Source organism: Nitratireductor sp. GCM10026969 (assembly GCF_042660605.1).
In the GTDB taxonomy this organism is placed as follows: Bacteria; Pseudomonadota; Alphaproteobacteria; order Rhizobiales; family Rhizobiaceae; genus Chelativorans.
This window is the reverse complement of the sequence record NZ_JBHSUM010000032.1, coordinates 15814-37156: the sequence shown is the minus strand read 5'-3', so window position 1 is coordinate 37156 and position 21343 is coordinate 15814. Positions and strand designations below refer to the sequence as shown.

The 21343-nt window shown below is 65.4% G+C and carries 25 protein-coding genes and 1 pseudogene; 17 read left to right on the top strand and 9 right to left on the bottom strand.

What is annotated here, in order from left to right:
- Positions 1-229 (bottom strand): annotated as a pseudogene (locus ACFP9U_RS09685) (DNA-3-methyladenine glycosylase 2 family protein); the annotation flags it as partial.
- 97 nt (positions 230-326) lie between these two features.
- Between ACFP9U_RS09685 and gluQRS the strand changes: the two are divergent.
- Complete coding sequence (gene gluQRS, locus ACFP9U_RS09680; protein WP_378620938.1) at positions 327-1226, top strand: tRNA glutamyl-Q(34) synthetase GluQRS; 900 nt, start codon at positions 327-329, stop codon at positions 1224-1226.
- Here gluQRS and ACFP9U_RS09675 read toward each other — a convergent pair.
- Positions 1197-1487, bottom strand: a complete 291-nt coding sequence (locus ACFP9U_RS09675; protein ID WP_378620936.1) for a hypothetical protein — start codon at positions 1485-1487, stop codon at positions 1197-1199. The genes gluQRS and ACFP9U_RS09675 overlap by 30 nt on opposite strands.
- A 126-nt stretch (positions 1488-1613) precedes the next feature.
- Between ACFP9U_RS09675 and ACFP9U_RS09670 the strand changes: the two genes are divergently transcribed.
- Positions 1614-2504, top strand: coding sequence for a DMT family transporter (locus ACFP9U_RS09670; RefSeq protein WP_378620934.1), 891 nt, complete (start codon positions 1614-1616; stop codon positions 2502-2504).
- Here the strand turns inward: ACFP9U_RS09670 and ACFP9U_RS09665 are convergent.
- Positions 2471-3322, bottom strand: a complete 852-nt coding sequence (locus ACFP9U_RS09665) for a YihY/virulence factor BrkB family protein (protein ID WP_378620932.1) — start codon at positions 3320-3322, stop codon at positions 2471-2473. The two genes, ACFP9U_RS09670 and ACFP9U_RS09665, sit on opposite strands and share 34 nt — an antisense overlap.
- Before the next feature lie 110 nt (positions 3323-3432).
- Between ACFP9U_RS09665 and ACFP9U_RS09660 the strand changes: the two genes are divergently transcribed.
- The 7 genes from ACFP9U_RS09660 (at position 3433) to ACFP9U_RS09630 (ending at position 8766) form a co-directional block, all read left to right on the top strand.
- Positions 3433-4266 (top strand): SDR family oxidoreductase, encoded by an 834-nt coding sequence (locus ACFP9U_RS09660; RefSeq protein ID WP_378620930.1) that lies wholly within the window; start codon positions 3433-3435, stop codon positions 4264-4266.
- A 40-nt stretch (positions 4267-4306) separates the two neighbouring features.
- A complete protein-coding gene (locus ACFP9U_RS09655; RefSeq protein ID WP_322453765.1) occupies positions 4307-4504 on the top strand; it encodes a twin transmembrane helix small protein in 198 nt (65 codons plus the stop codon).
- A gap of 15 nt (positions 4505-4519) precedes the next feature.
- On the top strand, positions 4520-5101 hold the full coding sequence (locus tag ACFP9U_RS09650) for a cob(I)yrinic acid a,c-diamide adenosyltransferase (protein WP_378620928.1): 582 nt from the start codon (positions 4520-4522) through the stop codon (positions 5099-5101).
- Between the two features lie 23 nt (positions 5102-5124).
- Positions 5125-5844, top strand: a complete 720-nt coding sequence (locus ACFP9U_RS09645) for a rhomboid family intramembrane serine protease (protein ID WP_378620926.1) — start codon at positions 5125-5127, stop codon at positions 5842-5844.
- Positions 5845-6067: 223 nt separating this feature from the next.
- Entirely contained in the window at positions 6068-6817 is a 750-nt protein-coding gene (locus ACFP9U_RS09640) for an electron transfer flavoprotein subunit beta/FixA family protein (protein WP_378620924.1), read from the top strand.
- A gap of 19 nt (positions 6818-6836) precedes the next feature.
- Positions 6837-7766, top strand: a complete 930-nt coding sequence (locus ACFP9U_RS09635; RefSeq protein ID WP_378620923.1) for an electron transfer flavoprotein subunit alpha/FixB family protein — start codon at positions 6837-6839, stop codon at positions 7764-7766.
- A gap of 118 nt (positions 7767-7884) precedes the next feature.
- Complete coding sequence (locus ACFP9U_RS09630; protein ID WP_378620921.1) at positions 7885-8766, top strand: 3-hydroxybutyryl-CoA dehydrogenase; 882 nt, start codon at positions 7885-7887, stop codon at positions 8764-8766.
- 31 nt (positions 8767-8797) lie between these two features.
- Here ACFP9U_RS09630 and ACFP9U_RS09625 read toward each other — a convergent pair whose 3' ends face one another.
- Positions 8798-9475 (bottom strand): ArsR/SmtB family transcription factor, encoded by a 678-nt coding sequence (locus tag ACFP9U_RS09625; RefSeq protein ID WP_378620920.1) that lies wholly within the window; start codon positions 9473-9475, stop codon positions 8798-8800.
- A 66-nt stretch (positions 9476-9541) separates the two neighbouring features.
- Here ACFP9U_RS09625 and ACFP9U_RS09620 point away from each other — a divergent pair, with 66 nt between their 5' ends.
- The 4 genes from ACFP9U_RS09620 to ACFP9U_RS09605 are packed head-to-tail and all read left to right on the top strand — an operon-like array spanning position 9542 to position 10472.
- Positions 9542-9712, top strand: a complete 171-nt coding sequence (locus ACFP9U_RS09620) for a hypothetical protein (protein WP_378620948.1) — start codon at positions 9542-9544, stop codon at positions 9710-9712.
- Positions 9670-9771, top strand: a complete 102-nt coding sequence (locus ACFP9U_RS09615; protein WP_378620946.1) for a hypothetical protein — start codon at positions 9670-9672, stop codon at positions 9769-9771. The genes ACFP9U_RS09620 and ACFP9U_RS09615 overlap by 43 nt, the downstream gene beginning before the upstream one ends.
- Before the next feature lie 18 nt (positions 9772-9789).
- Complete coding sequence (locus ACFP9U_RS09610) at positions 9790-10122, top strand: NIPSNAP family protein (RefSeq protein ID WP_378620918.1); 333 nt, start codon at positions 9790-9792, stop codon at positions 10120-10122.
- Positions 10119-10472: an antibiotic biosynthesis monooxygenase family protein gene (locus ACFP9U_RS09605; protein ID WP_378620917.1), complete on the top strand. Its 354-nt coding sequence runs from the start codon at positions 10119-10121 to the stop codon at positions 10470-10472. The genes ACFP9U_RS09610 and ACFP9U_RS09605 overlap by 4 nt, the downstream gene beginning before the upstream one ends.
- Before the next feature lie 38 nt (positions 10473-10510).
- Here ACFP9U_RS09605 and ACFP9U_RS09600 read toward each other — a convergent pair whose 3' ends face one another.
- Both ACFP9U_RS09600 and ACFP9U_RS09595 read right to left on the bottom strand, forming a co-directional pair.
- Positions 10511-12796, bottom strand: coding sequence for an acyl-CoA dehydrogenase (locus ACFP9U_RS09600; protein WP_378620915.1), 2286 nt, complete (start codon positions 12794-12796; stop codon positions 10511-10513).
- Between the two features lie 103 nt (positions 12797-12899).
- Positions 12900-13262, bottom strand: a complete 363-nt coding sequence (locus tag ACFP9U_RS09595) for an MliC family protein (protein ID WP_378620914.1) — start codon at positions 13260-13262, stop codon at positions 12900-12902.
- A 283-nt stretch (positions 13263-13545) separates the two neighbouring features.
- On the opposite strand from ACFP9U_RS09595, the gene ACFP9U_RS09590 reads away from it, so the two are divergent.
- Complete coding sequence (locus ACFP9U_RS09590) at positions 13546-14655, top strand: autotransporter outer membrane beta-barrel domain-containing protein (RefSeq protein WP_378620912.1); 1110 nt, start codon at positions 13546-13548, stop codon at positions 14653-14655.
- A gap of 17 nt (positions 14656-14672) precedes the next feature.
- Here ACFP9U_RS09590 and tlpA read toward each other — a convergent pair whose 3' ends face one another.
- Positions 14673-15341, bottom strand: a complete 669-nt coding sequence (gene tlpA / locus ACFP9U_RS09585; RefSeq protein ID WP_378620911.1) for a thiol:disulfide interchange protein TlpA — start codon at positions 15339-15341, stop codon at positions 14673-14675.
- 33 nt (positions 15342-15374) lie between these two features.
- On the opposite strand from tlpA, the gene argH reads away from it, so the two are divergent.
- Genes argH through lysA form a run of 3 tightly spaced genes read left to right on the top strand, consistent with a single transcriptional unit; the run spans position 15375 to position 18357 of the window.
- A complete protein-coding gene (gene argH / locus ACFP9U_RS09580) occupies positions 15375-16796 on the top strand; it encodes an argininosuccinate lyase (protein ID WP_378620909.1) in 1422 nt (473 codons plus the stop codon).
- Between the two features lie 37 nt (positions 16797-16833).
- Positions 16834-17037 carry an LPS translocon maturation chaperone LptM gene (gene lptM / locus ACFP9U_RS09575; protein WP_322453780.1) on the top strand — a complete coding sequence of 68 codons (204 nt, stop codon included), beginning with the start codon at positions 16834-16836 and terminating at the stop codon, positions 17035-17037.
- 54 nt (positions 17038-17091) lie between these two features.
- The gene (lysA, locus tag ACFP9U_RS09570) at positions 17092-18357 is read left to right on the top strand and encodes a diaminopimelate decarboxylase (protein WP_378620907.1); all 1266 of its coding nucleotides are present in this window, start codon (positions 17092-17094) and stop codon (positions 18355-18357) included.
- Here the strand turns inward: lysA and ACFP9U_RS09565 are convergent.
- Positions 18312-19538 (bottom strand): OpgC family protein, encoded by a 1227-nt coding sequence (locus tag ACFP9U_RS09565; RefSeq protein ID WP_378620906.1) that lies wholly within the window; start codon positions 19536-19538, stop codon positions 18312-18314. The genes lysA and ACFP9U_RS09565 overlap by 46 nt on opposite strands.
- A complete protein-coding gene (gene mdoH, locus ACFP9U_RS09560) occupies positions 19535-21325 on the bottom strand; it encodes a glucans biosynthesis glucosyltransferase MdoH (protein WP_378620904.1) in 1791 nt (596 codons plus the stop codon). The genes ACFP9U_RS09565 and mdoH overlap by 4 nt, the downstream gene beginning before the upstream one ends.
- Positions 21326-21343: the final 18 nt, after the last annotated feature.

Sequence of the window (21343 nt, the reverse complement as noted above, 5' to 3'; positions counted from 1 at the left end):
TCGGCAGCAGCGGATCGATCCTGGCGCTGAGCCGTTTGAAGATGGCGTCGGCGCTTGCCCGCGAGACCTGCTGCGAGACGATGACGGAGACGAGGCTCTCGAAGCCGGGCGCACTGCGCCGAAGCGGCACCGGGCCCGCCGCCGCCCGCACCGCTCCCAGCCGGGGATCGATCACCACCAGCGCATCGAGCCCGCGCGCAAGATCCTCCACAGTGTCGATACGTTGCATGTCTTGGTCCTTGCGGCCCGGCCCGGCACCATCCATAGTCCCTCAAAACCTCTAGCAACGACACGATGGCGACCACAATCCGTTTCCTGCGCGGCTCATGACGTCTCCTGTCTTCCGCTTCGCCCCCAGTTCCAATGGCGCCCTGCATCTGGGCCATGCCTATTCGGCGCTGCTCAACTTCGCCATGGCGCGCGCCGCCGGCGGCCGCTTCCTGCTGCGCATCGAGGACATCGACGTCACGCGCTGCACGCCGGAACTGGAGCAGGCGATCTATCGCGATCTCGCCTGGCTCGGCCTGGAATGGGAAGAGCCGGTGCGCCGCCAGTCGGAGAACTTCGACGACTATGCGCAGGCCCTGGAGCGCCTGGTCGATGCCGAGATCGTCTATCCCTCCTTCATGAGCCGCGGCGAAGCGCGCGCCTATGTCGCCGAGGCCGAAGCCGACGGCTCCGCCTGGCCGCGCGACCCCGACGGCGCCCCCCTCTTTCCCCCCGTCGACCGGCAGCATTCCGAGGCGGAGCGCCGGCGGCGCATGGACGCGGGCGATCCATTCGCCTGGCGGTTCGATATGAAGGCCGCGGCAAGCCATGTCGGCCAGCCGCTCTTCTGGGAGGAGAGCGGCGCCGGTCCCGACGGCGATACCGGCCGCGTCTCCGCCCGCCCGGAGCTCTGGGGCGACGTCGTGATCGCCCGCAAGGAGATGCCGGCGAGCTATCATCTGGCGGTCGTCGTCGACGATGCGCTGCAGGGCATCACCCATGTGGTGCGCGGGCGCGACCTGTTCCACGCCACCGCCGTTCACCGCCTGCTGCAGGAACTGCTCGGCCTGCCGGTCCCGGCTTACCACCATCATGCCCTCGTCCTGGACGAGGACGGGCGCAAGCTATCCAAGAGCCGGGGGGACACGGGGATCGCCGCCCTGCGTTCCGCCGGCACCTCGCCCGGCGACATCCTGCGTATGGTGGGGCTAGACCAGGCGATCCAGTACCAGTTTTAGAAGCACCAGAACGAGATAGAGGACGAAGGCGCCTGCCAGTCCGGCGATCGCCGCCTCCAGCATGGTCTGGAAGCGCACGCCCTGAAAGTTGACCGCCTGGATCGCTCCGAAGAAGCCGCAGGTGATGATGGCGGCGCCGAGGACCGGGCCGAAGCCTGCTTCCTCCAGAAGCGAGCGCAGCGCGATGGCAAACATGTAGGCGAGCATCGCCACGGTCGCGACGGCGAAGACCAGCCAGGTGGTATCGAGCTTCATCAGCATTGTGCCGTCACCCTGGGCCAGTTCTCCCGATCTTCAGCACCATTGACATTGCCATTGAAAACTTTCGCTTTCCTTGCCGCCCGCAAACACGCAAAAGCACCCCTCGTTGAAGTCTCCGGATCTGCCATGGCCACCGCCGAGAAAGCCATTCCCGCCCTGTTCGTCCTGTTATGGGCCACCGGCTTCATCGGCGCGCGCTACGCCATGCCCTGGGCGGAACCCTTCACGTTTCTGTGGGTGCGCTTCGCCCTGAGCTTCGCGCTGCTTCTGCTGCTCATCCCCGTAATGGGTGCGCGCAGGATGGCGCCGCGCACGGCCCTTCACGCCGGCATCGCCGGCATGCTGATGCACGGCGTCTATCTGGGCGGCGTCTTCTGGGCGATCCGCCACGGCCTGCCGGCCGGTCTCGCCGGTCTCATCATCGGGCTGCAGCCTCTGCTGACCGCCGTCATGGCCGGAGCGATAGCCGGCGAAACCGTGGACCGGCGGCTTTGGCTGGGGCTCGCGGTGGGGCTTGTCGGCGTGGCCGTCGTCCTGTCGCCGAAGCTCGGCGACGTGACGGGCGGCGTGACAGCCGCGACCGTCGGCGCAGGCCTTGTCGCCGTTCTCGCCATGAGCATCGGCACGGTCTGGCAGAAGCGCTTCGTCACCAATGCCGACCTGATCACCGGCACGCTCTATCAGTATCTGGGCGGTTGGCTGGTCGCCTTCCCGGCCTCCCTCCTTTTCGAGAACCAGCACTTCGTGCTCACGGGTGAACTGATCTTCGCCATGGCGTGGCTGGTGCTCGTGCTCTCGCTGGGGGCGATTTTCCTGCTCATGGTGCTGATCCGCAAGGGTGCGGTCGCGCGCGTCGCCTCCCTCTTCTACCTCGTCCCCGCGGTCACGGCGGTGATGGCCTGGGCGCTGTTCGGCGAGACGCTAACGCCGTTGCAGATCATCGGCATGGTGATCACCACGCTCGGCGTGGCGCTGGCGACGGTTCAGCCCTCGCTCGTCAGGCGCGTTCCGCGATAACGCATGATGGCGGCGTTGAGCTCGCCGCCGAGGATGAACACCACCGAGATGATGTAGAGGAAGACCACCGCGACCATGATCGAGGCCAGCCCCGCATAGGTGTTGGCATAGCTGCTGAAGCGCGACAGATAGGCGGCGAAAACGCTGGAGCCGGCGAGCCATCCGAAAAGCGTGAAGATGATGCCGGGCAGGATGTCCAACATCGTACGCCGCCCGGCCGGCAGCCACATGTGAATGGCCGTCAGCGCCGAGATCAGCACCGTCACCGCAACCACATAGCGCCAGAAGGTGATGGTACCCATATAGGGCTCGATCCATTCCAGCCGCGCCGCCGCCACCTCAGCCACGACCGGCGCGACCACCAGGAGCAGGCTGATCGTCAGGAAGCCCGCCGTCGCTATGAGGACGAACAAGAGGCTTTGCAGCCGCAGGCGGATGAAGGACCGGTGCTCGACCACCCGGTACGCCCGGTTCAACGACAGGCGCAAGGCTTCCACCCCGTTGGATGCGAAGAGCCCTGCGACGATCACGCCGAAGGTCAAAACGTCCCCGCGCCGCACGCTCAAGACGCTAACGACCTCGGCTGCGATCGGCTCGGCCACTTCCTCGGGCCAAGTATCGAAGACGAGGTGCACTGCCGTTTCCGAGAAAGCCTGCGCGCCCAGGAAACTGGCAAGCGCCGTCGCGAAGATGAGAAACGGAAACAGCGCCATTATGGCGCTGACGGCAAGATGGCTGGCCATCGCCCAGCCGTCGTCCTGGTTGAAATGGCCGAAGGCATCTCCTCCGATCTGCCTCAGCGCCTTGAACCAGTGCACCTTGTCGCCTCGAATGACATCGCGTTCCGAATAGCCGTTTGTCTTGCCGGGCCTAATATGTGAAACCCGTACCCTGTAAGGCAACCTGCCATCGCGGAAAAGCAGCCCCGATGAACAAGAACGGGACCATCCTCGTGACCGGCGCGTCCTCCGGTATCGGCGCCCATTGCGCCCACGCCCTGAAAAAGGACGGCTGGCGCGTTTTTGCGACGGCGCGCAAGCCCGAAGACATCCGCCTGCTCGAAGACGACGGGATCGAGGCCTTTTACCTCGATTACCGGGAACCCGCTTCGATCGCCGCCCTCGTCGAAAACGTGCTGTCGCGCACCGGCGGCCGCCTCGATGCGCTGTTCAACAACGGCGCCTACGCCCAGGCCGGCGCCGTCGAAGACCTGTCCGTCGACGTCCTGCGCGAGCAGTTCGAGGCCAATTTCTTCGGCTGGCACGATCTCACATGCCGCATCGTGCCCATCATGCGTTCCCAGGGTCATGGCCGTCTCGTCCACTGCTCGTCTATCCTCGGCCTCGTGCCGGTCACCTATCGCGGCGCCTATGCGGCTTCCAAGCACGCGCTCGAAGGGCTGATGCTGTGCATGCGTGCCGAGCTTGCCGGATCGGGCATCCATGTCTCGCTCATCGAACCCGGGCCCGTGCGATCGAAGATCGCCACCAACGGGCTCTACTGGTTCCAGCGCCATATCGACGTGGAGAATTCGGTCCACCGCGCGGCCTATCAGGCGCAGCTTGCGCGGCTGGAGGGCGGCGGACGCCCCTCACGCCTCAAGCTCGGGCCGGAGGCGGTTTACAAGGTTTTGCACCAGGCGCTTGTTAACCCGCGCCCGCGGCCGCACTATGTCGTAACCTTGCCGGCGAAGATCGGCGTGGCGATGAAGCGCTTCATGCCCGCCGCCGCCCTTTACCGGCTGCTCGCCACCCAGGCATGACCCAGGTGCCCGTCCCTCCCAGGAAACAAAGCAGGAAACCATGTCCACCATCTTCAACATCCTGGCCGTCGCCGTCATGGTGGCGGTCGTCTTCGTACTGATCCGCGGTCTCATCAACATGTTGCGCGGCGGCTCCGGCAACACGTCCAACAAGCTGATGCAGGCCCGCGTCGCGCTGCAGGCGGTAGCGATCGTCCTCGTCGTACTGGCGCTGTGGTACAGTCAGGCCAGCAACTGAGCGGAAGGCGCGGCGATGGTGAAGCTCAACAAGATCTATACCCGCACCGGCGACAGCGGCACGACGGGCCTGACCACGGGCGAGCGCCGCCTCAAATCGGATTTGCGGGTCGCCGCCTTCGGCACCGTCGACGAGACCAATGCCTGCATCGGCATGGCGCGCATCCACACCGCCGCCGAGCATCCCGGGATCGACGCGATGCTGGCGCGGGTGCAGAACGATCTGTTCGACCTTGGCGCCGACCTCTCGACACCCGAGACGGGGACCAGGCCCGGCCACGATCCCCTGCGCATCGTCGCCGCACAGGTGGAGCGTCTGGAGCGCGACATCGACACGCTGAATGCCGACCTCGCGCCACTTCGATCCTTCGTCCTTCCGGGCGGCTCGCCGGCCGCCGCCGTCCTGCACCTCGCCCGCACGGTCGCCCGCCGCGCCGAAAGGCTCATGGTGGAGCTGAGCCGTACCCCCGGGGAAACGGTCGGCAGCGAGGCGATCAGCTACATGAACCGCGTTTCCGACTTCCTCTTCGTCGCCGCCCGCGCGGCCAACGGCAACGGCGCCGGTGACGTGCTGTGGGTGCCGGGCGAAAACCGCTGACGGCGGGTGGGGGACAGGCAGGCATGTTCATACCGCTCCATGACGCCAACCGGCTGAAACACATCCGGTATCAATATGTGACGCTCGGCATTATCGGCCTCAACTTTCTGGTCTGGTGCGCCATATCGCTCGGCGGCACCGGCCTGGCGCAGGCGACCGCCTTGAGCCTCGGCTACATTCCCTCCGTTGCCTACGACCTGGCGGTCCTGCCGCCGGAGCTCGATCTGGTGCCGACCCCGTTCACATACATCACCTATTCGTTCCTGCACGCCGATCTCTTGCATCTCGGCGGCAACATGCTGTTTCTCTGGGTATTCGGCGACAATGTCGAGGACGCCCTCGGCCACCTGCGCTACCTGATCTTCTATCTGGCCTGCACCGTGGCCGGCGCGGCCTTCCACGGCATGGTCATGCCCGAATCCCAGGCGCCGCTCATCGGCGCTTCGGGCGCGGTGGCCGGCGTCATCGCCGCTTATCTCATCCTTCATCCGCGCGTGAAGCTGTGGGTGCTCGCCTTCGCGCGCATCCCCCTGCGCGTGCCGGCCTGGCTGGCGCTTGTCGTGTGGATCGGCACGCAATTCTTCATGTTCGTGGTCGACGAGGAAAACCAGGTCTCCTGGGCCGCGCATATCGGCGGCATCGTCGCCGGCACGATCCTCGTCGTGCCGATGCGCCGGCGCGGCGTCCCGCTTTTCGACCGTCGGATCGTTGCGCCGGAGGCGGCGCAGATCGAACGCTCGTGACGGCCGCAGCACGTCTCCGCCCGCCGGGTTCGCGCCTTCGCGCCCGATATATTGACGTCCGCGTAAAGGCTCACTACGGTCCGGCGGCTTGCGGCGAAAGGTCCATTGTTCTAGAGGCGGGCGCGCTGTTTCAATTTCCCCGGAGCGTGGCGGAAATCGGCCATCGAAGCGGCGCGCGCGCTGCTATTCAGCGCCAGACCGCACAGTTGAGAAAGGAATGCGCATGAAGATCCTCGTACCGGTGAAGCGGGTCATCGACGCGAATGTGAAGCCGCGGGTGAAAGCGGATGGTTCCGGTGTCGAACTGGCCAACGTGAAGATGGCGATGAACCCGTTCGACGAGATCGCCGTCGAGGAAGCGCTCCGCCTCAGGGAAGCCGGCAAGGCCGAGGAAATCGTCGCCGTCTCCATCGGACCGGACAAGGCGCAGGAGACGCTCCGCACCGCGCTCGCCATGGGCGCCGACCGCGCCGTGCTCGTCAAGTCGGACGAGGCGGTGGAGCCGCTGGATGTGGCCAAGATCCTGAAGGGTATCGCCGAGGAGGAGAAACCGGGATTGATCATTCTCGGCAAGCAGGCGATCGACGACGATTCCAACCAGACCGGCCAGATGCTGGCAGCCCTTCTCGGCTGGGCCCAGGGCACGTTCGCCTCGAAAGTGGAGATCGACGGCGAGAAGGCGACGGTCACGCGCGAGGTCGACGGCGGCCTGCAGGTCGTGTCGCTCAAGCTGCCGGCCATCGTCACCACCGATCTCCGGCTCAACGAGCCGCGCTATGCCTCGCTGCCCAACATCATGAAGGCCAAGAAGAAGCCGCTCGACCAGAAGAGCCCGGCCGACTACGGCGTCGAGGTGAAGACCCGGCTCAAGGTCCTCAAGACGGAGGAGCCCGCGGGCCGCAAGGCCGGGGTCAAGGTGGGCTCCGTCGCCGAGCTCGTCGAGAAGCTCAAGAACGAAGCCGGCGTGCTCTAAATCGGGAGTAAGACGACAGATGGCTATTCTTCTCATCGCCGAACACGACAATCAGTCACTCTCCGAGCAAACCGCCAAGGCGCTGAGCGCGGCCGCGGCGATCGGCCCCGATATCGACATTCTGGTGGCCGGAAACGACGCCAAGGCGGCGGCGGAAGCCGCGGCAGGACTTGCCGGCGTGCGCAAGGTGCTGCTCGCCGAAGCCGACCCGCTCGCCCAGCGCCTGGCCGAGCCGCTGGCCGCCACCATCCTCTCGCTGGCGGAAGGCTACGATACGTTGATCGCGCCGGCCACCACGACGGGCAAGAACGTCATGCCGCGCGTGGCGGCCCTGCTCGACGTCATGCAGGTCTCCGACATCATCGAGGTGGTGAATGCAGCGACCTTCAAGCGTCCGAGCTATGCCGGCAACGCGGTCCAGACGGTGGAATCGACCGACGCCAAACGGGTGATCACCGTGCGCACGGCATCTTTCCAGCCGGCGGAGGCAGGCGGTTCCGCTCCGGTCGAGACGGTCGGCGCCGCGGACGATCCCGGCCTTTCCAGCTTCGTTGAAAACAGGATCGAGGAAAGCGACCGCCCGGAGCTGACCTCCGCCAGGATCATCATCTCCGGCGGCCGGGCGCTCGGCTCGGCGGAGAAGTTCGAGGAGGTCATCCTGCCGGTGGCCGATAAGCTCGGTGCGGCCGTCGGTGCGTCCCGCGCGGCGGTCGATGCCGGCTATGCGCCGAACGACTGGCAGGTGGGCCAGACCGGCAAGGTTGTGGCACCCGATCTCTACATTGCCTGCGGCATCTCCGGCGCCATCCAGCATCTGGCCGGCATGAAGGACTCCAAGGTGATCGTCGCCATCAACAAGGACGAGGAGGCGCCGATATTCCAGGTCGCCGATTACGGACTCGTCGCCGACCTCTTCGAAGCCCTGCCGGAACTCGAAAAGGCGCTTTGACAATCAAGTAACTGCATGCACAATTCACGAAGGGCGGGGTGGACGCGGTCGCCCCGCCCTTTTAGGTTGCGCTGCAACCTCGTGAACGGGCGCAGAGCCCTGCGACAGGATCAGTGACATGACGGGCAAGATCGAGACGGTAGGCATCGTCGGCGCCGGGCAGATGGGAAGCGGCATTGCGCATGTAGCCGCGCTGGCCGGCTATCACGTGAAGCTCTACGACATTTCTTCCGAACGGATCGAAGCCGGGATCGCCACCATCAGCGGCAACATGGCGCGCCAGGTTTCCTCCGGAAAGCTGGAGGACCGCACCCGGCAACAGGCGCTGGGCAAGATCACCCCGGCAAAGGTGCTGGAGGATCTCGCCGACGCCGACCTCGTCATCGAGGCGGCCACCGAGGACGAGACGATCAAGCGCAAGATCTTCGCCCAGCTCTGCCCGATCCTGAACCCGGAAGCGCTGCTCGCCACCAACACCTCCTCCATTTCGATCACGCGGCTTGCCTCCCAGACCGACCGCGCCGAGCGCTTCATCGGCATCCACTTCATGAACCCGGTGCCGGTGATGAAGCTGGTGGAGCTGGTGCGCGGTATCGCCACCGAGGACGTGACCTTCGAGACCGCCCGCGGTTTCGTCGAAAGCCTCGACAAGACCATCACCGTGGCGGAGGACTTCCCCGCCTTCATCGTCAACCGCATCCTGTTGCCGATGATCAACGAAGCGATCTACACGCTTTACGAGGGCGTCGGCTCGGTCGAGGCGATCGATACTGCCATGAAGCTCGGCGCCAACCATCCGATGGGCCCGCTGCAGCTTGCCGACTTCATCGGCCTCGACACCTGCCTCTCCATCATGCAGGTGCTCTACGAGGGGCTGGCCGATTCCAAATACCGTCCGTGCCCCCTGCTGGTGAAATATGTCGAGGCCGGCTGGCTCGGCCGCAAATCGGGCCGCGGCTTCTACGACTACCGCGAGGATCCGCCGGTGCCGACGCGCTGACGCGCGTTTAGAATCGCGTGGCCCCAGGAGCCTAGCGCAGGAAGACCTCGAATTCGCGCCGCCCCATGGGCGTAAATCGAATAACGCGGCTGTTCTGCTCCCGCCGTGCCCAGCCTTTCGTCAGGATGCGCTCGAGCAGCGCCGCACCCAGACCACCGGCCAGATGCGCGCGCCGCACGCTCCAATCGAGGCAGGTCCTGCACAAAGGCCGTCTCTTGCGGCGCAGGTCCTCCAGGTCGATCTCCAGGCGCGCGAAGAACGCGGCGCCGGTTCCGCTCAGTAAAGGCTGCCCCTCGGCAAGTTCGATGAAGCCCCGCCGGACGAAACTGTCGAGCATGGCGACGCCCGCCTCGCCCGCCAGATGATCGTAGCAAATACGCGCATCGCGCATGGCGCGGTCGCGCGGACCGGGCGAAACGCGCTTCGGCCCGAGCTCCGCCGCAATGCCCATGATACTTTCCAGCATCGCCGCGACGCGCGGCTCGGCGAGCGCGTAGTAGCGGTGCCGGCCTTGCCTCGCCACGGTGATGAGCCCACCGTCTGTCAGCTTCGCCAGATGCGCGCTCGCCGTAGGCAGGGACACGCCCGCCTCTTGCGCAAGCTCGCTTGCCGTCAGGGCAACCCCGCCCATGAGCGCGGCCAGCATGTTGGCGCGCGCCGGATCGCCTACGAGGCTGCCGATCTGTGCAATGTCGGTTCCTGCCTTCATAGTTCGACCGTAAACGAACTATCCACACCCCACAACTGCTACTACGCCTTGCGAAGGGGCAAGGCAATGCCGGATATGGCCTTCCTGCGGCGACACAGCACGCCCACCGACGTGCGCACACGCTCGCACCGACTGCAGGTTATCCTCGCGCCTTGCTCCTTCGCGCCGAAGAACGGCGGCGGCAGCGATGGCACCTGGTGGAGCTCAATCGGCATCTTCTGGCCGATATCGGCCTGACACCGAAGGATGGCCCCGCGAATGCAGGAAGCCCTTCTGGCGCTAGCGACGAGCCTTGAGTGCAAACGGAGAGACCAATGCCCATCACCTGTTTCATCCGCTACGAGATCGACCCGTTCAAGCGTGATGTGTTTGAACGGTATGCCCGTAACTGGGGTGAGGCGATCCCGCGCGCGGGCGCCGATCTCATCGGTTATTTCGCGCCACATGAAGGCTCGGCCACGACCGCCTACGGCGTCTACAACATCGCCAGTCTTGCCGATTACGAAGCCTATCGCGCACGGCTTGCCGCCGACCCGCTCGGGCGCGAGAACTACGAGTTCGCAAAGCGCGAGCGGTTCATCCTCAGGGAGGACCGGATTTTCCTGAAGCTCGCGTCAGCCCCCCATGGCGAGAGCGCAAGGCCATGATCGCGGTGATCTTCGAAGTGGAGCCGGCGGCAGGGCAACGCGAGGCTTATCTGGAAGTCGCCGCCGAGCTTCGCCCGTTACTCGACGGCATAGACGGCTTCATCTCGATCGAGCGATTCCAGAGCTTGAGCGAACCCGGCCGCATCCTGTCGCTCTCCTTCTGGCGCGACGAGGCGGCCGTCAGGGCGTGGCGCAACACGCAGGAACATCGCGCAGCGCAAGCCGCCGGGCGTAGCCGCATTTTCGAGAATTACCGGCTTCGGATCGCGCATGTCGTGCGCGCCTACGGCATGCATGAGCGAGCTGAGGCGCCCGCGGATTCCCGCATGGCCCATGATGGCGAGAGCTAAGAAAGCTGATGCCTACCAGCCAGCGGGGGAGCGGGCGCTTACTGCGCCGGCTGCCTTTGCCGGCGGGCACGGGTGCCCGTCCTCTTTGTCCTCCTGTGCTGGCCCGCCGTCGGCGAGATTTCGTCCATAGGGAAAGCGTCGACGGCAACAACCTTTTCCACCGCCGTCCTGACTTCGGTCAGCCGGGCGAACTCGCCCTCAGAAATGACGCCTTTGTCGCGCGCTTCCTGCAGATCGTCGATGCGCGCCTCGCGCAACTTCTTCTCGATGGGGGCGGCCTCCACCACCAGGGCGAAGGCGGCCTCCAGATCCTTGATCGGATGCTCCGCGTGGCCTTCCCCCAGATAAAGGTCCGGGGCGAGTCGCTCGCGCTGGGCGGAAGGTTTCATCAGGATCTCCGCCAACTTGCCGATCTGCCGGTCTGATGGCACGGGTTCAGGCACGCCGAAAGGGAAGGCGATGGCGCGCGCCAGCCACGCGGCCCAGCGCGCCGGCAGGTTGTCGAGAACGCCCTTGAAGGCGGCGCCGATACGGCTTTCGCCCTGCTGCATGAGATAGTCGACGATGGGCCGGTCTTCCGCCTGCCGGCCCTCGTCCTCGAAGCGCTTCAGCACGGCACCAAGCAGGTAGAGCTCGGCCAGGACATCCCCCAGTCTTGCCGAAATCAGCTCCTTGCGCTTCAGCGCACCGCCCAGGGTCAACAGCGCCAGGTCCGCTGTCAGCGCGAAGGCCGCGGCGTGGCGCGACAGGCGCTTGAAATGGTGCGGCAGTGCCGCGTTTCGCGGCGCGGGACCGATGCGGCCGCCCGACCAGCCACGCAGGAAAGCGCGGCCCGCCGTCTTCAGCGCATGGCCTATATGGCCCCAGAAGGCGCGGTCGAAGGCGTCGAGCCCGCGCGTCGTGTCCTCGTCGGAGAGCGCGAGCATCTCTTTCAGCATATAGGGGTGGGAGCGCACCGCCCCCTGTCCGAAGATCATCAGGTTGCGCGTCAGGATGTTGGCACCTTCCACCGTGATGCCGATGGGCACGGAGCGATAGCCGGCGGCCAGATAGTTGCGCGGGCCCTCGATGATGCCCTTGCCGCCGTGGATGTCCATCGCATGGGTGTAGGAGCGGCGCATGCGCTCCGTCGCATGATACTTCATGATGGCCGAAAGGACCGACGGCCGGTGCCCCTCGTCGAGGGCGGCGACCGTCAGCCGCCGCGCAGCGTCTATGAGATAGGCGTTGCCGGCAAGCTCGGCGAGCGGTTCCTGAACGCCCTCGAATAGGCCGATCGGCACGCCGAACTGCGTGCGCACCCGCGCATAAGCCCCGCTCGCCCGCGCGCTCATGGCCGCCGAGGCCGCCGACTGCGACGGCAGCGAGATGCTGCGCCCTGCGGCAAGTGCGGTCATCAGCATGGTCCAACCCTGGCCGATCTGCGCCTCGCCACCCAGAATGTGGTCGAGCGGCACGAACACGTCCTTGCCGTAGAGCGGCCCGTTCTGGAAGAAGGTGAAGAGCGGGATGTGCCGCTCGCCATGGCTGACACCCGGCGTATCCATCGGCAACAGCGCCACCGTTATGCCCAGCTCCTCCCCGCGGCCGAGATGATTTCCCGGATCACGCATCTTGAAGGCGAGCCCCATCACCGTGGCGACGGGTCCAAGCGTGATGTAGCGCTTGTGGAAGTTGAGCCGAACGCCGAGTACCTTCCTGCCCTTCCAAGTGCCGTATTCGACCACGCCGGTGTCCTGCATCGCAGCGGCATCCGAGCCCGCGTCCGGCGAGGTGAGCCCGAAGCACGGAATCTCACGCCCGTCAGCGAGCCGCGGCAGCCAGTAGTCGCGTTGCTCGTCGGTGCCGAAATGCATCAGGAGCTCGCCGGGGCCCAGCGAGTTCGGCACCATCACCGTGACACCGGCCACCACGCTTGCCGAGGAGACCGTACGCACCACCTCCGAATGGGCGGTATTGGAGAAGCCCAGGCCACCATATTTCTTCGGGATTATCATGCCGAAGAATTTCTTGGCGCGCATATGGTCCCAGACGGATTTCGCCAGATCCCGGTCGCGCCAGTTCAGCGTCCAGTCGTCGACGAGACCGCACAACTCGGCGACCTCATTGTCCATGAAGGCCTGTTCCTCGGCCGAGAGCCTGGCCGGCGGCATCGTCAGAAGTGCGTTCCAGTCCGGATTGCCGGTGAACAGCTCACCATCCCACCACACCGTCCCGGCATCGATCGCCTCGCGCTCCGTTTCGGAGATCGGCGGCATGATGCGCGACGCCCAGTTGAAGATCGGCGCGGTGATTCGGTCGCGGCGGAATGTGCGCAAATCCATGAATGTGCCCTTTGCTTGTCTGCCCCGCATCATGCGAGACTAATGCAGAAAGGCACGCGTCGCGACCATGTTCCGCGAATATGAATCCGGCAGCCCGTTGCGCCTACTGCGCCTCCTCGCATTCGGCCACGGGAGCCGCATCCTCCCCCTGCATGAGATTGTAGAGAGATCCGTTCCTGCCCTTCGACCACCAGACATACACGCCGCCGGCATAGCGCGCGCCCGAGGCGGCAAGCACATTGGCGGCGACGACGGGTTCGCCGTCATGGGCAAAGACCGCGAGGGAAACGCTGCCGGCGTTGATGTACTCGACATCCAGCGTTCCGGCATCGCCGCATTCATACGTGACGGTCCGGCGGTCCACCGAATCGTCCCCCGGCAGCGACAGCGTGACCTCCGCCGCGTGTGACGCGCCAACGATGAGGCTGAAAAGCCCGAAAGCGGCAGAAATGACAAGGCGCGACATCGATCCCCTCCGCTCAATTCCTGCCGCAGCATAGCAGCGGACCTGTCAAACGCGAAAGGTCGCCTCGGTTTCGGTCGCGCGTCGATCAGAGGCATCGCCGCGATGCCCGTTCACACATTGTGTTACATTTGGAAATTCGCTGTTATCCGATACAGCAAATCACTATACTGGCAGCCGTTGAACATGGGCCGGGGCGGATACGGATTGGAAGCATCGTCCGCTCTCGGTCGGGGACGCAGCGGTCGAGTGAATGTTTCCATCAGGATTTGCCAAACAGTTGATCATGGCCGGGCTGGTTGCTGCCGCCTTGGCAGCCGGCATGCGGAACGGCACGGCCGACGAGGTTGTCACGACGGCCGCCCTGTCGGAGAGCAGAGCGGTGCTTTCCGGGCTGAGAACCAGAAGCATTAAAAATGCCGAGCGGCATCTGGACCTGATCGGCGGCAGGCTCGAACGCACGCGTGGCACACGCCTCGACGGGCGCAATCTGAATGCAAGCACGCTCGCCATGCGGTTTTCCGGAGACACGCCGGAAAACAGCGCCACATTCGAGACAAGGAGGCTCCTTGCTCCGGAGAAGGAGCGCCGCACCCGGCGCACGGCCGTCTGGTTCGGCGGCAACGTCACGCTGGACAGCGCCCGCGCCGAGAAGCCTCGGTTTGCCACGGTCTACACCGACGGCCTTGCCTTCGGCGTGGATACCCGCTTCGGCCGGCGCCTCCTGGTGGGCAATGCCGTCGGCATGGCGTTCGACCGGACGGGCATCGGCGATGGGGGAACGCTGGCGACGCGCTATCTTTCCAACACGCTTTACGGCAGCCTGACGACCGCGACAGACACCTATCTCGATGTGGCCGTCGGTGCCTCCCGCGGCACTTTCCGCCGGCAGGACGGCACGGGTTTCTTCGACGCCGGGGGTAGCCCGGCAACCCAGGTTTTCGGCCTGGCTCGCCATAGCCGCACGTTCCGGCGCGACAAGCTACGGTTCCGGTCCTACGGACAGGCCAAGTACCTGCAGACCTACTTCGGATCCTGCAGGACCCCGAGCGGCGTCTATTTCGCGTCCTCAACCGCCCAATCGCTCGAGTTGACACTCGGCTTGCGCGGCGAGACGTCCAGGCGCACCAATCTCGGGAAGGTCTCGCCCCATGCCGTGCTGGAGATCTCGCGCACCATGAAGAGCCGGTCCGGCACCACCCTTACCTTTGCGGAGTCGATTGAGGACCTCGCCGCGGCCTCGACCAGCCGGTCCGGCAAGCTCTCCGCGCGAACGGGGTTGAATTGGGCCCTCTCCGACAGCACCACCATCAACGGCGAATATGCGATTTCCTCCGCGCTCGGCGAATTTAACGCGCGGCAGAAGGTCACCGCCAGTTTCAAGCTGAAGTTCTGACGAATACGGGAAAGGCTTCAGCCCCCACCCTCGCCCATTGCCGCCTGCACGAGCGTCACTGCGTCCACGCTCGCCCAGTCGGCCGGCCCGTTCATATGCGCGAGAAGGCAGCCGTCCTCGCCGACCAGCAAGGTCACCGGCAGGCCGAGGGCGAGGCCGCGCGTCTTCAACGTGTTGAAGACATCCATCGAATTGTCGCGGTAATAGGCGAGTGAGTCGACCCCGATTTCCTCGAGGAAGGCTTTCGGCTTCTCGTCGCTTCCCCGGTCGACATTCACGGCCACCACCTCGAACTTGTCCGAGCCGTTCTCCCGCTGCAGGGCGTCGAGCGCCGGCATTTCTTCGCGGCAGGGGGTGCACCAGGTGGCCCAGAGATTGACCAGCAGTGTCTTGCCGGAAAGATCGGCCACCGTCATGGCCTCGCCGTCCGGTCCGTTGAAGGCAAGGTCGCTCATGCTCTGGGGCGGGTCGGCGGGCAGCATGGCCGCCACCTCGCCGCCGATCGCCGGCTCCAGGGCGGCGACCTTCTCGGCGTTCGCCGCACAGGCGCCGGCCTGTGCCGTCTCGCCCGTGTTGCCATCGGGACCACCCATCACGTATAGGCTTGTGACCCCGGCGACGATGCCAGCGGCCGCGGCGATCGCGACCAGGCGAAGCGCTGGAAGGTTCCGCATCATGTCCGCCATTTCCTAAATCATCACTCCAGGCCCGATATCACGATGAGCGAAAACAAAGCCAGCAACCGCATGTGGGGCGGACGTTTTGCCTCAGGCCCCGACGCCGTCATGGAAGCCATCAACGCCTCTATTCGATTTGACCGCAAGCTTTACGCCCAGGACATCCGCGGCAGCCTGGCCCACGCCGCGATGCTGGCCCAAACTGGCATAATATCGGCGGAAGAGGAAAAGAAGATCGCTCACGGGCTCAACACGATCCTGTCAGAGATCGAGCGCGGCGAATTCGAGTTCTCCACCCGACTCGAGGACATCCACATGAATGTGGAGGCGCGGCTCGCCGAACTGGTCGGGCCGGTGGCCGGCAAGCTCCACACTGCGCGCTCGCGCAACGACCAGGTGGGCGTCGACTTCCGCCTGTGGGTGAAGGAAGAGTTACAGCGTATCGATGCGGCCCTGACAGGCCTCATCGAGGCATTCCTGACACGCGCCGAGGAGCACGCCGCGAGCGTCATGCCGGGCTTCACCCATCTCCAGGCCGCCCAGCCCGTCACCTTCGGCCACCACCTCATGGCCTATGTGGAGATGTTCGGCCGTGACCACTCGCGCGTGCGCGACGCGATCGAGCGGCTCGACGAATGCCCGCTGGGCGCGGCCGCGCTCGCCGGCACCGGCTTTCCGATCGACCGGCACATGACGGCGGGCGCACTCGGCTTCCGCGAGCCAACACGCAATTCCATCGATACGGTCTCGGACCGCGACTTTGCGCTCGAGTTCCTGTCGACAGCCGCCATCTGTGCTACGCATCTTTCGCGGCTGGCCGAAGAGATCGTCATCTGGTCGACGCCGCAGTTCGGCTTCGTGCGCCTGTCGGACGCCTTCTCGACCGGCTCTTCCATCATGCCGCAGAAGAAGAACCCCGATGCCGCAGAGCTGATCCGCGCCAAGACCGGCCGCGTGAACGGCCATCTGATGGCGCTGCTGACGGTGATGAAGGGCCTGCCGCTCGCCTATTCCAAGGACATGCAGGAAGACAAGGAAGCCGTCTTCGACGCCGCCGAGACGCTGGACCTGATGCTTGCCGCGATGACCGGCATGGTGGGTGACATGGACGTAAACAAGCAGGCCATGAAGAAGGCGGCGGGAGCGGGCTTTTCCACCGCCACCGATCTCGCCGACTGGCTGGTCCGGGAGGCGGGTCTGCCCTTCCGCGAGGCCCATCACGTGACCGGCCGCGCCGTAGCGCTCGCCGAAGAGCGGAAGTGCGGCCTGGAGAAGCTGCCGCTCGAGTCGCTCAAGCAGATTCATCCGGCCATCCACGACGGCGTCTATTCCGTCCTGTCGGTGGCGAATTCGGTGAAAAGCCGCACCTCCTTCGGCGGCACCGCGCCCGCCGAAGTACGCCGCCAGATCCGCACCTGGAGAAAGCGCCTGAAACGGGATGCAACGCGGGCGAAAAACCGCTAAAACCCCCGCACGCTCACCAACCAGGAACGGATGGCAAATGACGGCCCGCGGAACGCTTATCCTTCTGATGCTCGGCCTGGCGCTCGGGCTCACCGCCTGTGGCCGCAAGGCGCCCCTCGACACGCCCTACGAGGCGGCCGTCGAAGCGCGCGAGCAGGCCGAGCGTGACGGCGAGCCCCTGCCGCCGGAGCCGAAAAAACCGGTCGAGGACCGGCCGTTCATTCTCGACGGATTGATCTGAGACGGCAGCCCACGGGATGTTCCGCGCCCCTTCGCGCACGACAAGAGTCGCCTAGTGAACCATTTTCAATACCACAACGGCATTCTCCATGCCGAAGACGTGCCCATCCCCGAGATCGCGGCCGCCGTCGGCACGCCCTTCTATTGCTACTCCACGGCTACACTGACGCGTCACTACAACGTCTTCGCCGAGGCGCTTTCCGGGCTGGACTCCCTCATCTGCTATGCGATGAAGGCGAACTCCAACCAGGCCGTGATCCGGACCCTTGGCCAGTTGGGCGCCGGCGCGGACGTGGTTTCGGAAGGCGAGTTGCGGCGGGCGCTCGCCGCCGGCATCCCGGCCGACAGGATTCTCTTCTCCGGCGTCGCAAAGACCGAGCACGAGATGGACTATGCCCTTTCGGCCGGCATCCTGTGCTTCAATGTCGAATCCCTGCCGGAACTGGAACTGCTTTCCGCCCGCGCCGAGGCCCTAGGCGTCGAAGCCCCGGTCTCCCTGCGCATCAATCCGGATGTGGACGCGAAGACGCACAAGAAGATCTCCACGGGCAAGGCGGAGAACAAGTTCGGCATTCCCTGGAAGGATGCGCGCGAGGCCTACCGGCACGCCGCCCGCCTGCCCGGCCTGCGGGTGACCGGCATCGACATGCACATCGGCAGCCAGATCACCGAGCTTCAGCCTTTCGACCAGGCCTTTTCGCTTTTGACGGAGCTGACGGAGACGCTGCGCGGCGATGGCCATGCCATCAAGCATGTCGATCTCGGCGGCGGGCTGGGCGTGCCCTACCGCGAAGACAATGAGCCTCCTCCGCTGCCCGATGCTTATGGCGAGGTCGTGCGCAAGCACGTCACCCGGCTGGGCGTCAAGGTTTTCCTCGAGCCGGGCCGGCTGATCGCCGGCAACGCGGGCATTCTCGTCTCGCGGGTCATCTATGTGAAGGAAGGTGAGGCGAAGAACTTCGTGATCATCGACGCGGCTATGAACGACCTCATCCGCCCCACGCTTTATGAGGCCTATCATGCCATCCGCCCGGTCCGCGCGCCGGCCGACGACGCACCGCGGATGCGGGCCGATGTCGTCGGTCCGGTCTGCGAGACCGGAGACTATCTGGCGCTGGACCGCGATCTGCCCGTGCTCGCCGCCGGCGATCTGATCGCCGTCGCCACCGCCGGTGCTTATGGCGCGGTCTTGTCCAGCACGTATAACTCCCGCCTGCTGGTGCCGGAGGTGCTGGTTCGCGGCGACCGTTTCCACGTCGTGCGGCCGCGTCCCAGCTACGGGGATCTCATCGACCGCGATTCGATGCCTGACTGGCTGTAGAGCGCCACTCCCGGCTGTCCGGCCAGGGGTGGTTCGGCCGGCTGTCCGGCCGGTTCGGGTCGGTATGTCGCGTCGGTGCGCTTTTTCTCCGACGTCGCGGTGAGGAACCAGGCAATCCCGTACTGAACAAGGATCCCCCCCGCCAGCAGGGCGGTATCCTCGAAAAAGCTGGTCTGAAAACGCGCACGCAAGACCTGCAGCGCGATCGCCAGGACCGAGCCCGTGGCAAAGACGGCGAGACCGTTCCGCCCCATCAGCGCAACCGGCCGGAAGAACGGTGTCGCGATCAGCCACGCGACGGCGGGAAGGTTCACCACCACATAGGTGAGCGCCAATACATGCAGAAGGCGCGGTGCCGCGACGAACGACTTGTCGAAGCCGGCGATGAAGAAGGGCAGCGTCTCCCTTCCCGGAAGCGCGCCGAGCCGCAGCTGCACCCAGAAAAAGGCGAGGACGAGAAAGGCGACCGCCAGCCCGAAAAGCCGGCTGTCATAGAGCACCAGCTTTCGCCCCTCGGTCATCGAAAGGCCCATCGCGATGCCGATGGCATAGACGAGCTGCCAGCTGATCGGATTGAAGAACCACCCGCCGGGATTGGGAAAATTGGGCAGGTTCAGCCGGAACATGCCCGCCAGAAACCAGATGGCAAAGGCAAGACCCAGCATCGCCCAGCGATTCCTGAGGCCGAGCACGATATAGAACGGCGAGACGATCAGGAGGGTAAAGTAGAGCGGCAGGATGTTGAAATAGCCGAGCTGGTGTCCGAGCGTGGGGATGCCCACCATTGCCGAAAGCGGCCGGTCGAGAAGCCGCGTGAAATTCACCCGGCGCACGATATCCACCGTGTCGAGGTAGAGAATGCCCGAGGCGACGATGGCGATCGCGATGACCGAGGTGACGATGTGGGCGACATAGATCGTTCCCGCCCGGCGCCAGATGCGCAGCAGCGCGTTGCCGAAATCGCCCGCCCTGAAACCGCGTGAATAGGCAAGGCCCACGGCAATGCCCGACATCAGGACGAACGCCTCCGCCGCGTCGGAAAAGCCGAAGTTGCGGGAGGTGAAACGTTCGTAGAAATTGCCCGGAACGTGATTGACGAAGATGGTCAGGAGGGCCAATCCGCGGAAGACGTCGAGACGAAGGTCGCGGCTGGTCTTCCGCGGTGGCAAGGTCGTATTCACCTGAGCTTCTCCGTCTCGGCCGAGGCAGCGCCGGGGAGCGGCTCGGTGGGTAGCTCGACACCCTGATTCCGTCGCCAGCGCGAGAGGATGTCCTCCTGCTGGCGCATTACCCGGCTCGGCGCCAGCTCTTCCGTCGTCGCAAAGAGGCCGAGATGCCGGTAAAGCCAGTGGCTGGCGAGCGAGGTTGCACTGATGAGCACGGGCGCGAACAGTTGCGGCCCGGCCACCAGCATGATGTACGGCAGGAAGCCCGGCGCCAGCCGGTAGGCCGCGCCGATGGTCAGCGAGCCTATTGCGACGATCCACCAGCTCGCCGCCCACGCCTCGCCCAGGCGCACCCGGCCCGCCTCGCGATTGGCGGCCGGCCAGCCGGCATCGGCGCCCGCCAGGATCTGCAGAACGGCGCGCGTCTGGAACAGCATCATGATCGGGGCGAGAACACTGGTGAGCGCGATTTCGACGACCGCGCTGAGAAAGCATCTCAGCGTTCCCCCGAACCGCCGGTTGCGCCCGGAGATCGCGCCGTCGATGAGGACGAGGATCTTGGGGCCGATCAGGAGGCCCACGACGCCGGTCAGAAGCGCCAGCGCGTTGGCCTGCTCGACGCGCGGAAAGACCGGCAGGCCCGGAACGGGAAAATAGTCCGGGATCACCTGCATCGCCGGAGCGGCGATGCTGGCGATCAGGAACAGCGCCCAAAGCGGCGCCGCCACATAGGCCATGATGCCCTGCAGGAACACGAACCGGCTCCACGGCTTCAGCTCCGGCGCTGCGATGATGCGCCCGTGCTGCAGGTTGCCCTGGCACCAGCGCCGGTCACGCTTGGCGTAATCGACGACGTTGTCGGGCCCTTCCTCGAAGGAGCCCCGGAGATCGGGATCGATGCGCACCTTCCAGCCGTTGCGCGCCAGCAGCGCGGCTTCCACATAGTCATGGCTGAGGATGTGCCCGCCGAAGGGCGGCTTGCCCGGCAAGACCGGCAGGCCGCAGCTCTGGGCGAAGGCGCGCGTGCGTGTAATGGCGTTGTGGCCCCAGAAGGGGCCTTCGCGCCCCTGCAGCAGGGCAAGGCCCCGCGCGAAGACGGGTGAATAGTAGGAAGCGGAAAACTGGATGGCGCGGCCGAAGAAGGAACGCGCGCGGATGACCTTCGGCAACGTCTGCAACAGGCCGAGCTCCGGATCGGCATCCATGCGCCGCACCATCTCCACCATCGTGGTACCTTCCATCAGGCTGTCGGCATCGAGGATGATGAGATAGTCGTAGAGCGCGCCCGAGGTCCTGATGAAGTCGGCGATGTTGCCGGCCTTCTTGCCGGGGTTCGTCTCGCGCCGGCGGTAGTAGATGTGGTGCTTGTCCCCGACCTCCTGCTTCAGCCGCGCAAACCAGAACGCCTCCTGCGCGGCGATGCGCGGATCGTTCGTGTCCGACAGGATGGCGAAATCAAAGTGCTCGCCGGCGCCCGTCATGTGGAGGCTCTTCACCATGGCCGCGACGTGGGAAAAACTCTTGGCCGGATCCTCGTTGTAGACGGGGACCAGAACCGCGGTCGTCGCCCCGGAAGAAGCAGGCGGCGCCCGGATCGCCCGCTCGCGCCCGGCGAGCAGGCCGTTGAGCGCCAGCCCCGCGCCCCAGGCGAGCCAGGCCGTCGTCACGGCCAAAAGCGCCACACGCACGAGGTCGAGCCACTGGAGCCCGTCCGAATAGTAGAAGCCTACCGCCAGAAAGCTGGCGATGGCGGCCATAACGATGGCAAAAGAGACGGAAAGCGAGCGCCGGAGCGTGACCATGTGAAAACCCATTGCTGC

Excerpts from the sequence above, each read along its gene's own strand:
- ACFP9U_RS09660 (WP_378620930.1), top strand. The coding sequence starts at position 3,433 with ATGAACAAGAACGGGACCATCCTCGTGACCGGCGCGTCCTCCGGTATC.
- ACFP9U_RS09650 (WP_378620928.1), top strand. The coding sequence starts at position 4,520 with ATGGTGAAGCTCAACAAGATCTATACCCGCACCGGCGACAGCGGCACG.
- ACFP9U_RS09630 (WP_378620921.1), top strand. The coding sequence starts at position 7,885 with ATGACGGGCAAGATCGAGACGGTAGGCATCGTCGGCGCCGGGCAGATG.
- ACFP9U_RS09605 (WP_378620917.1), top strand. The coding sequence starts at position 10,119 with ATGATCGCGGTGATCTTCGAAGTGGAGCCGGCGGCAGGGCAACGCGAG.
- lptM (WP_322453780.1), top strand. The coding sequence starts at position 16,834 with ATGACGGCCCGCGGAACGCTTATCCTTCTGATGCTCGGCCTGGCGCTC.
- ACFP9U_RS09635 (WP_378620923.1), top strand. The coding sequence starts at position 6,837 with ATGGCTATTCTTCTCATCGCCGAACACGACAATCAGTCACTCTCCGAG.
- ACFP9U_RS09645 (WP_378620926.1), top strand. The coding sequence starts at position 5,125 with ATGTTCATACCGCTCCATGACGCCAACCGGCTGAAACACATCCGGTAT.
- gluQRS (WP_378620938.1), top strand. The coding sequence starts at position 327 with ATGACGTCTCCTGTCTTCCGCTTCGCCCCCAGTTCCAATGGCGCCCTG.
- ACFP9U_RS09675 (WP_378620936.1), bottom strand. The coding sequence starts at position 1,487 with ATGCTGATGAAGCTCGATACCACCTGGCTGGTCTTCGCCGTCGCGACC.
- ACFP9U_RS09640 (WP_378620924.1), top strand. The coding sequence starts at position 6,068 with ATGAAGATCCTCGTACCGGTGAAGCGGGTCATCGACGCGAATGTGAAG.
- ACFP9U_RS09655 (WP_322453765.1), top strand. The coding sequence starts at position 4,307 with ATGTCCACCATCTTCAACATCCTGGCCGTCGCCGTCATGGTGGCGGTC.
- argH (WP_378620909.1), top strand. The coding sequence starts at position 15,375 with ATGAGCGAAAACAAAGCCAGCAACCGCATGTGGGGCGGACGTTTTGCC.
- ACFP9U_RS09600 (WP_378620915.1), bottom strand. The coding sequence starts at position 12,796 with ATGGATTTGCGCACATTCCGCCGCGACCGAATCACCGCGCCGATCTTC.
- ACFP9U_RS09595 (WP_378620914.1), bottom strand. The coding sequence starts at position 13,262 with ATGTCGCGCCTTGTCATTTCTGCCGCTTTCGGGCTTTTCAGCCTCATC.
- ACFP9U_RS09610 (WP_378620918.1), top strand. The coding sequence starts at position 9,790 with ATGCCCATCACCTGTTTCATCCGCTACGAGATCGACCCGTTCAAGCGT.
- ACFP9U_RS09590 (WP_378620912.1), top strand. The coding sequence starts at position 13,546 with ATGGCCGGGCTGGTTGCTGCCGCCTTGGCAGCCGGCATGCGGAACGGC.
- ACFP9U_RS09620 (WP_378620948.1), top strand. The coding sequence starts at position 9,542 with ATGCCGGATATGGCCTTCCTGCGGCGACACAGCACGCCCACCGACGTG.
- mdoH (WP_378620904.1), bottom strand. The coding sequence starts at position 21,325 with ATGGTCACGCTCCGGCGCTCGCTTTCCGTCTCTTTTGCCATCGTTATG.
- tlpA (WP_378620911.1), bottom strand. The coding sequence starts at position 15,341 with ATGGCGGACATGATGCGGAACCTTCCAGCGCTTCGCCTGGTCGCGATC.
- ACFP9U_RS09625 (WP_378620920.1), bottom strand. The coding sequence starts at position 9,475 with ATGAAGGCAGGAACCGACATTGCACAGATCGGCAGCCTCGTAGGCGAT.
- ACFP9U_RS09670 (WP_378620934.1), top strand. The coding sequence starts at position 1,614 with ATGGCCACCGCCGAGAAAGCCATTCCCGCCCTGTTCGTCCTGTTATGG.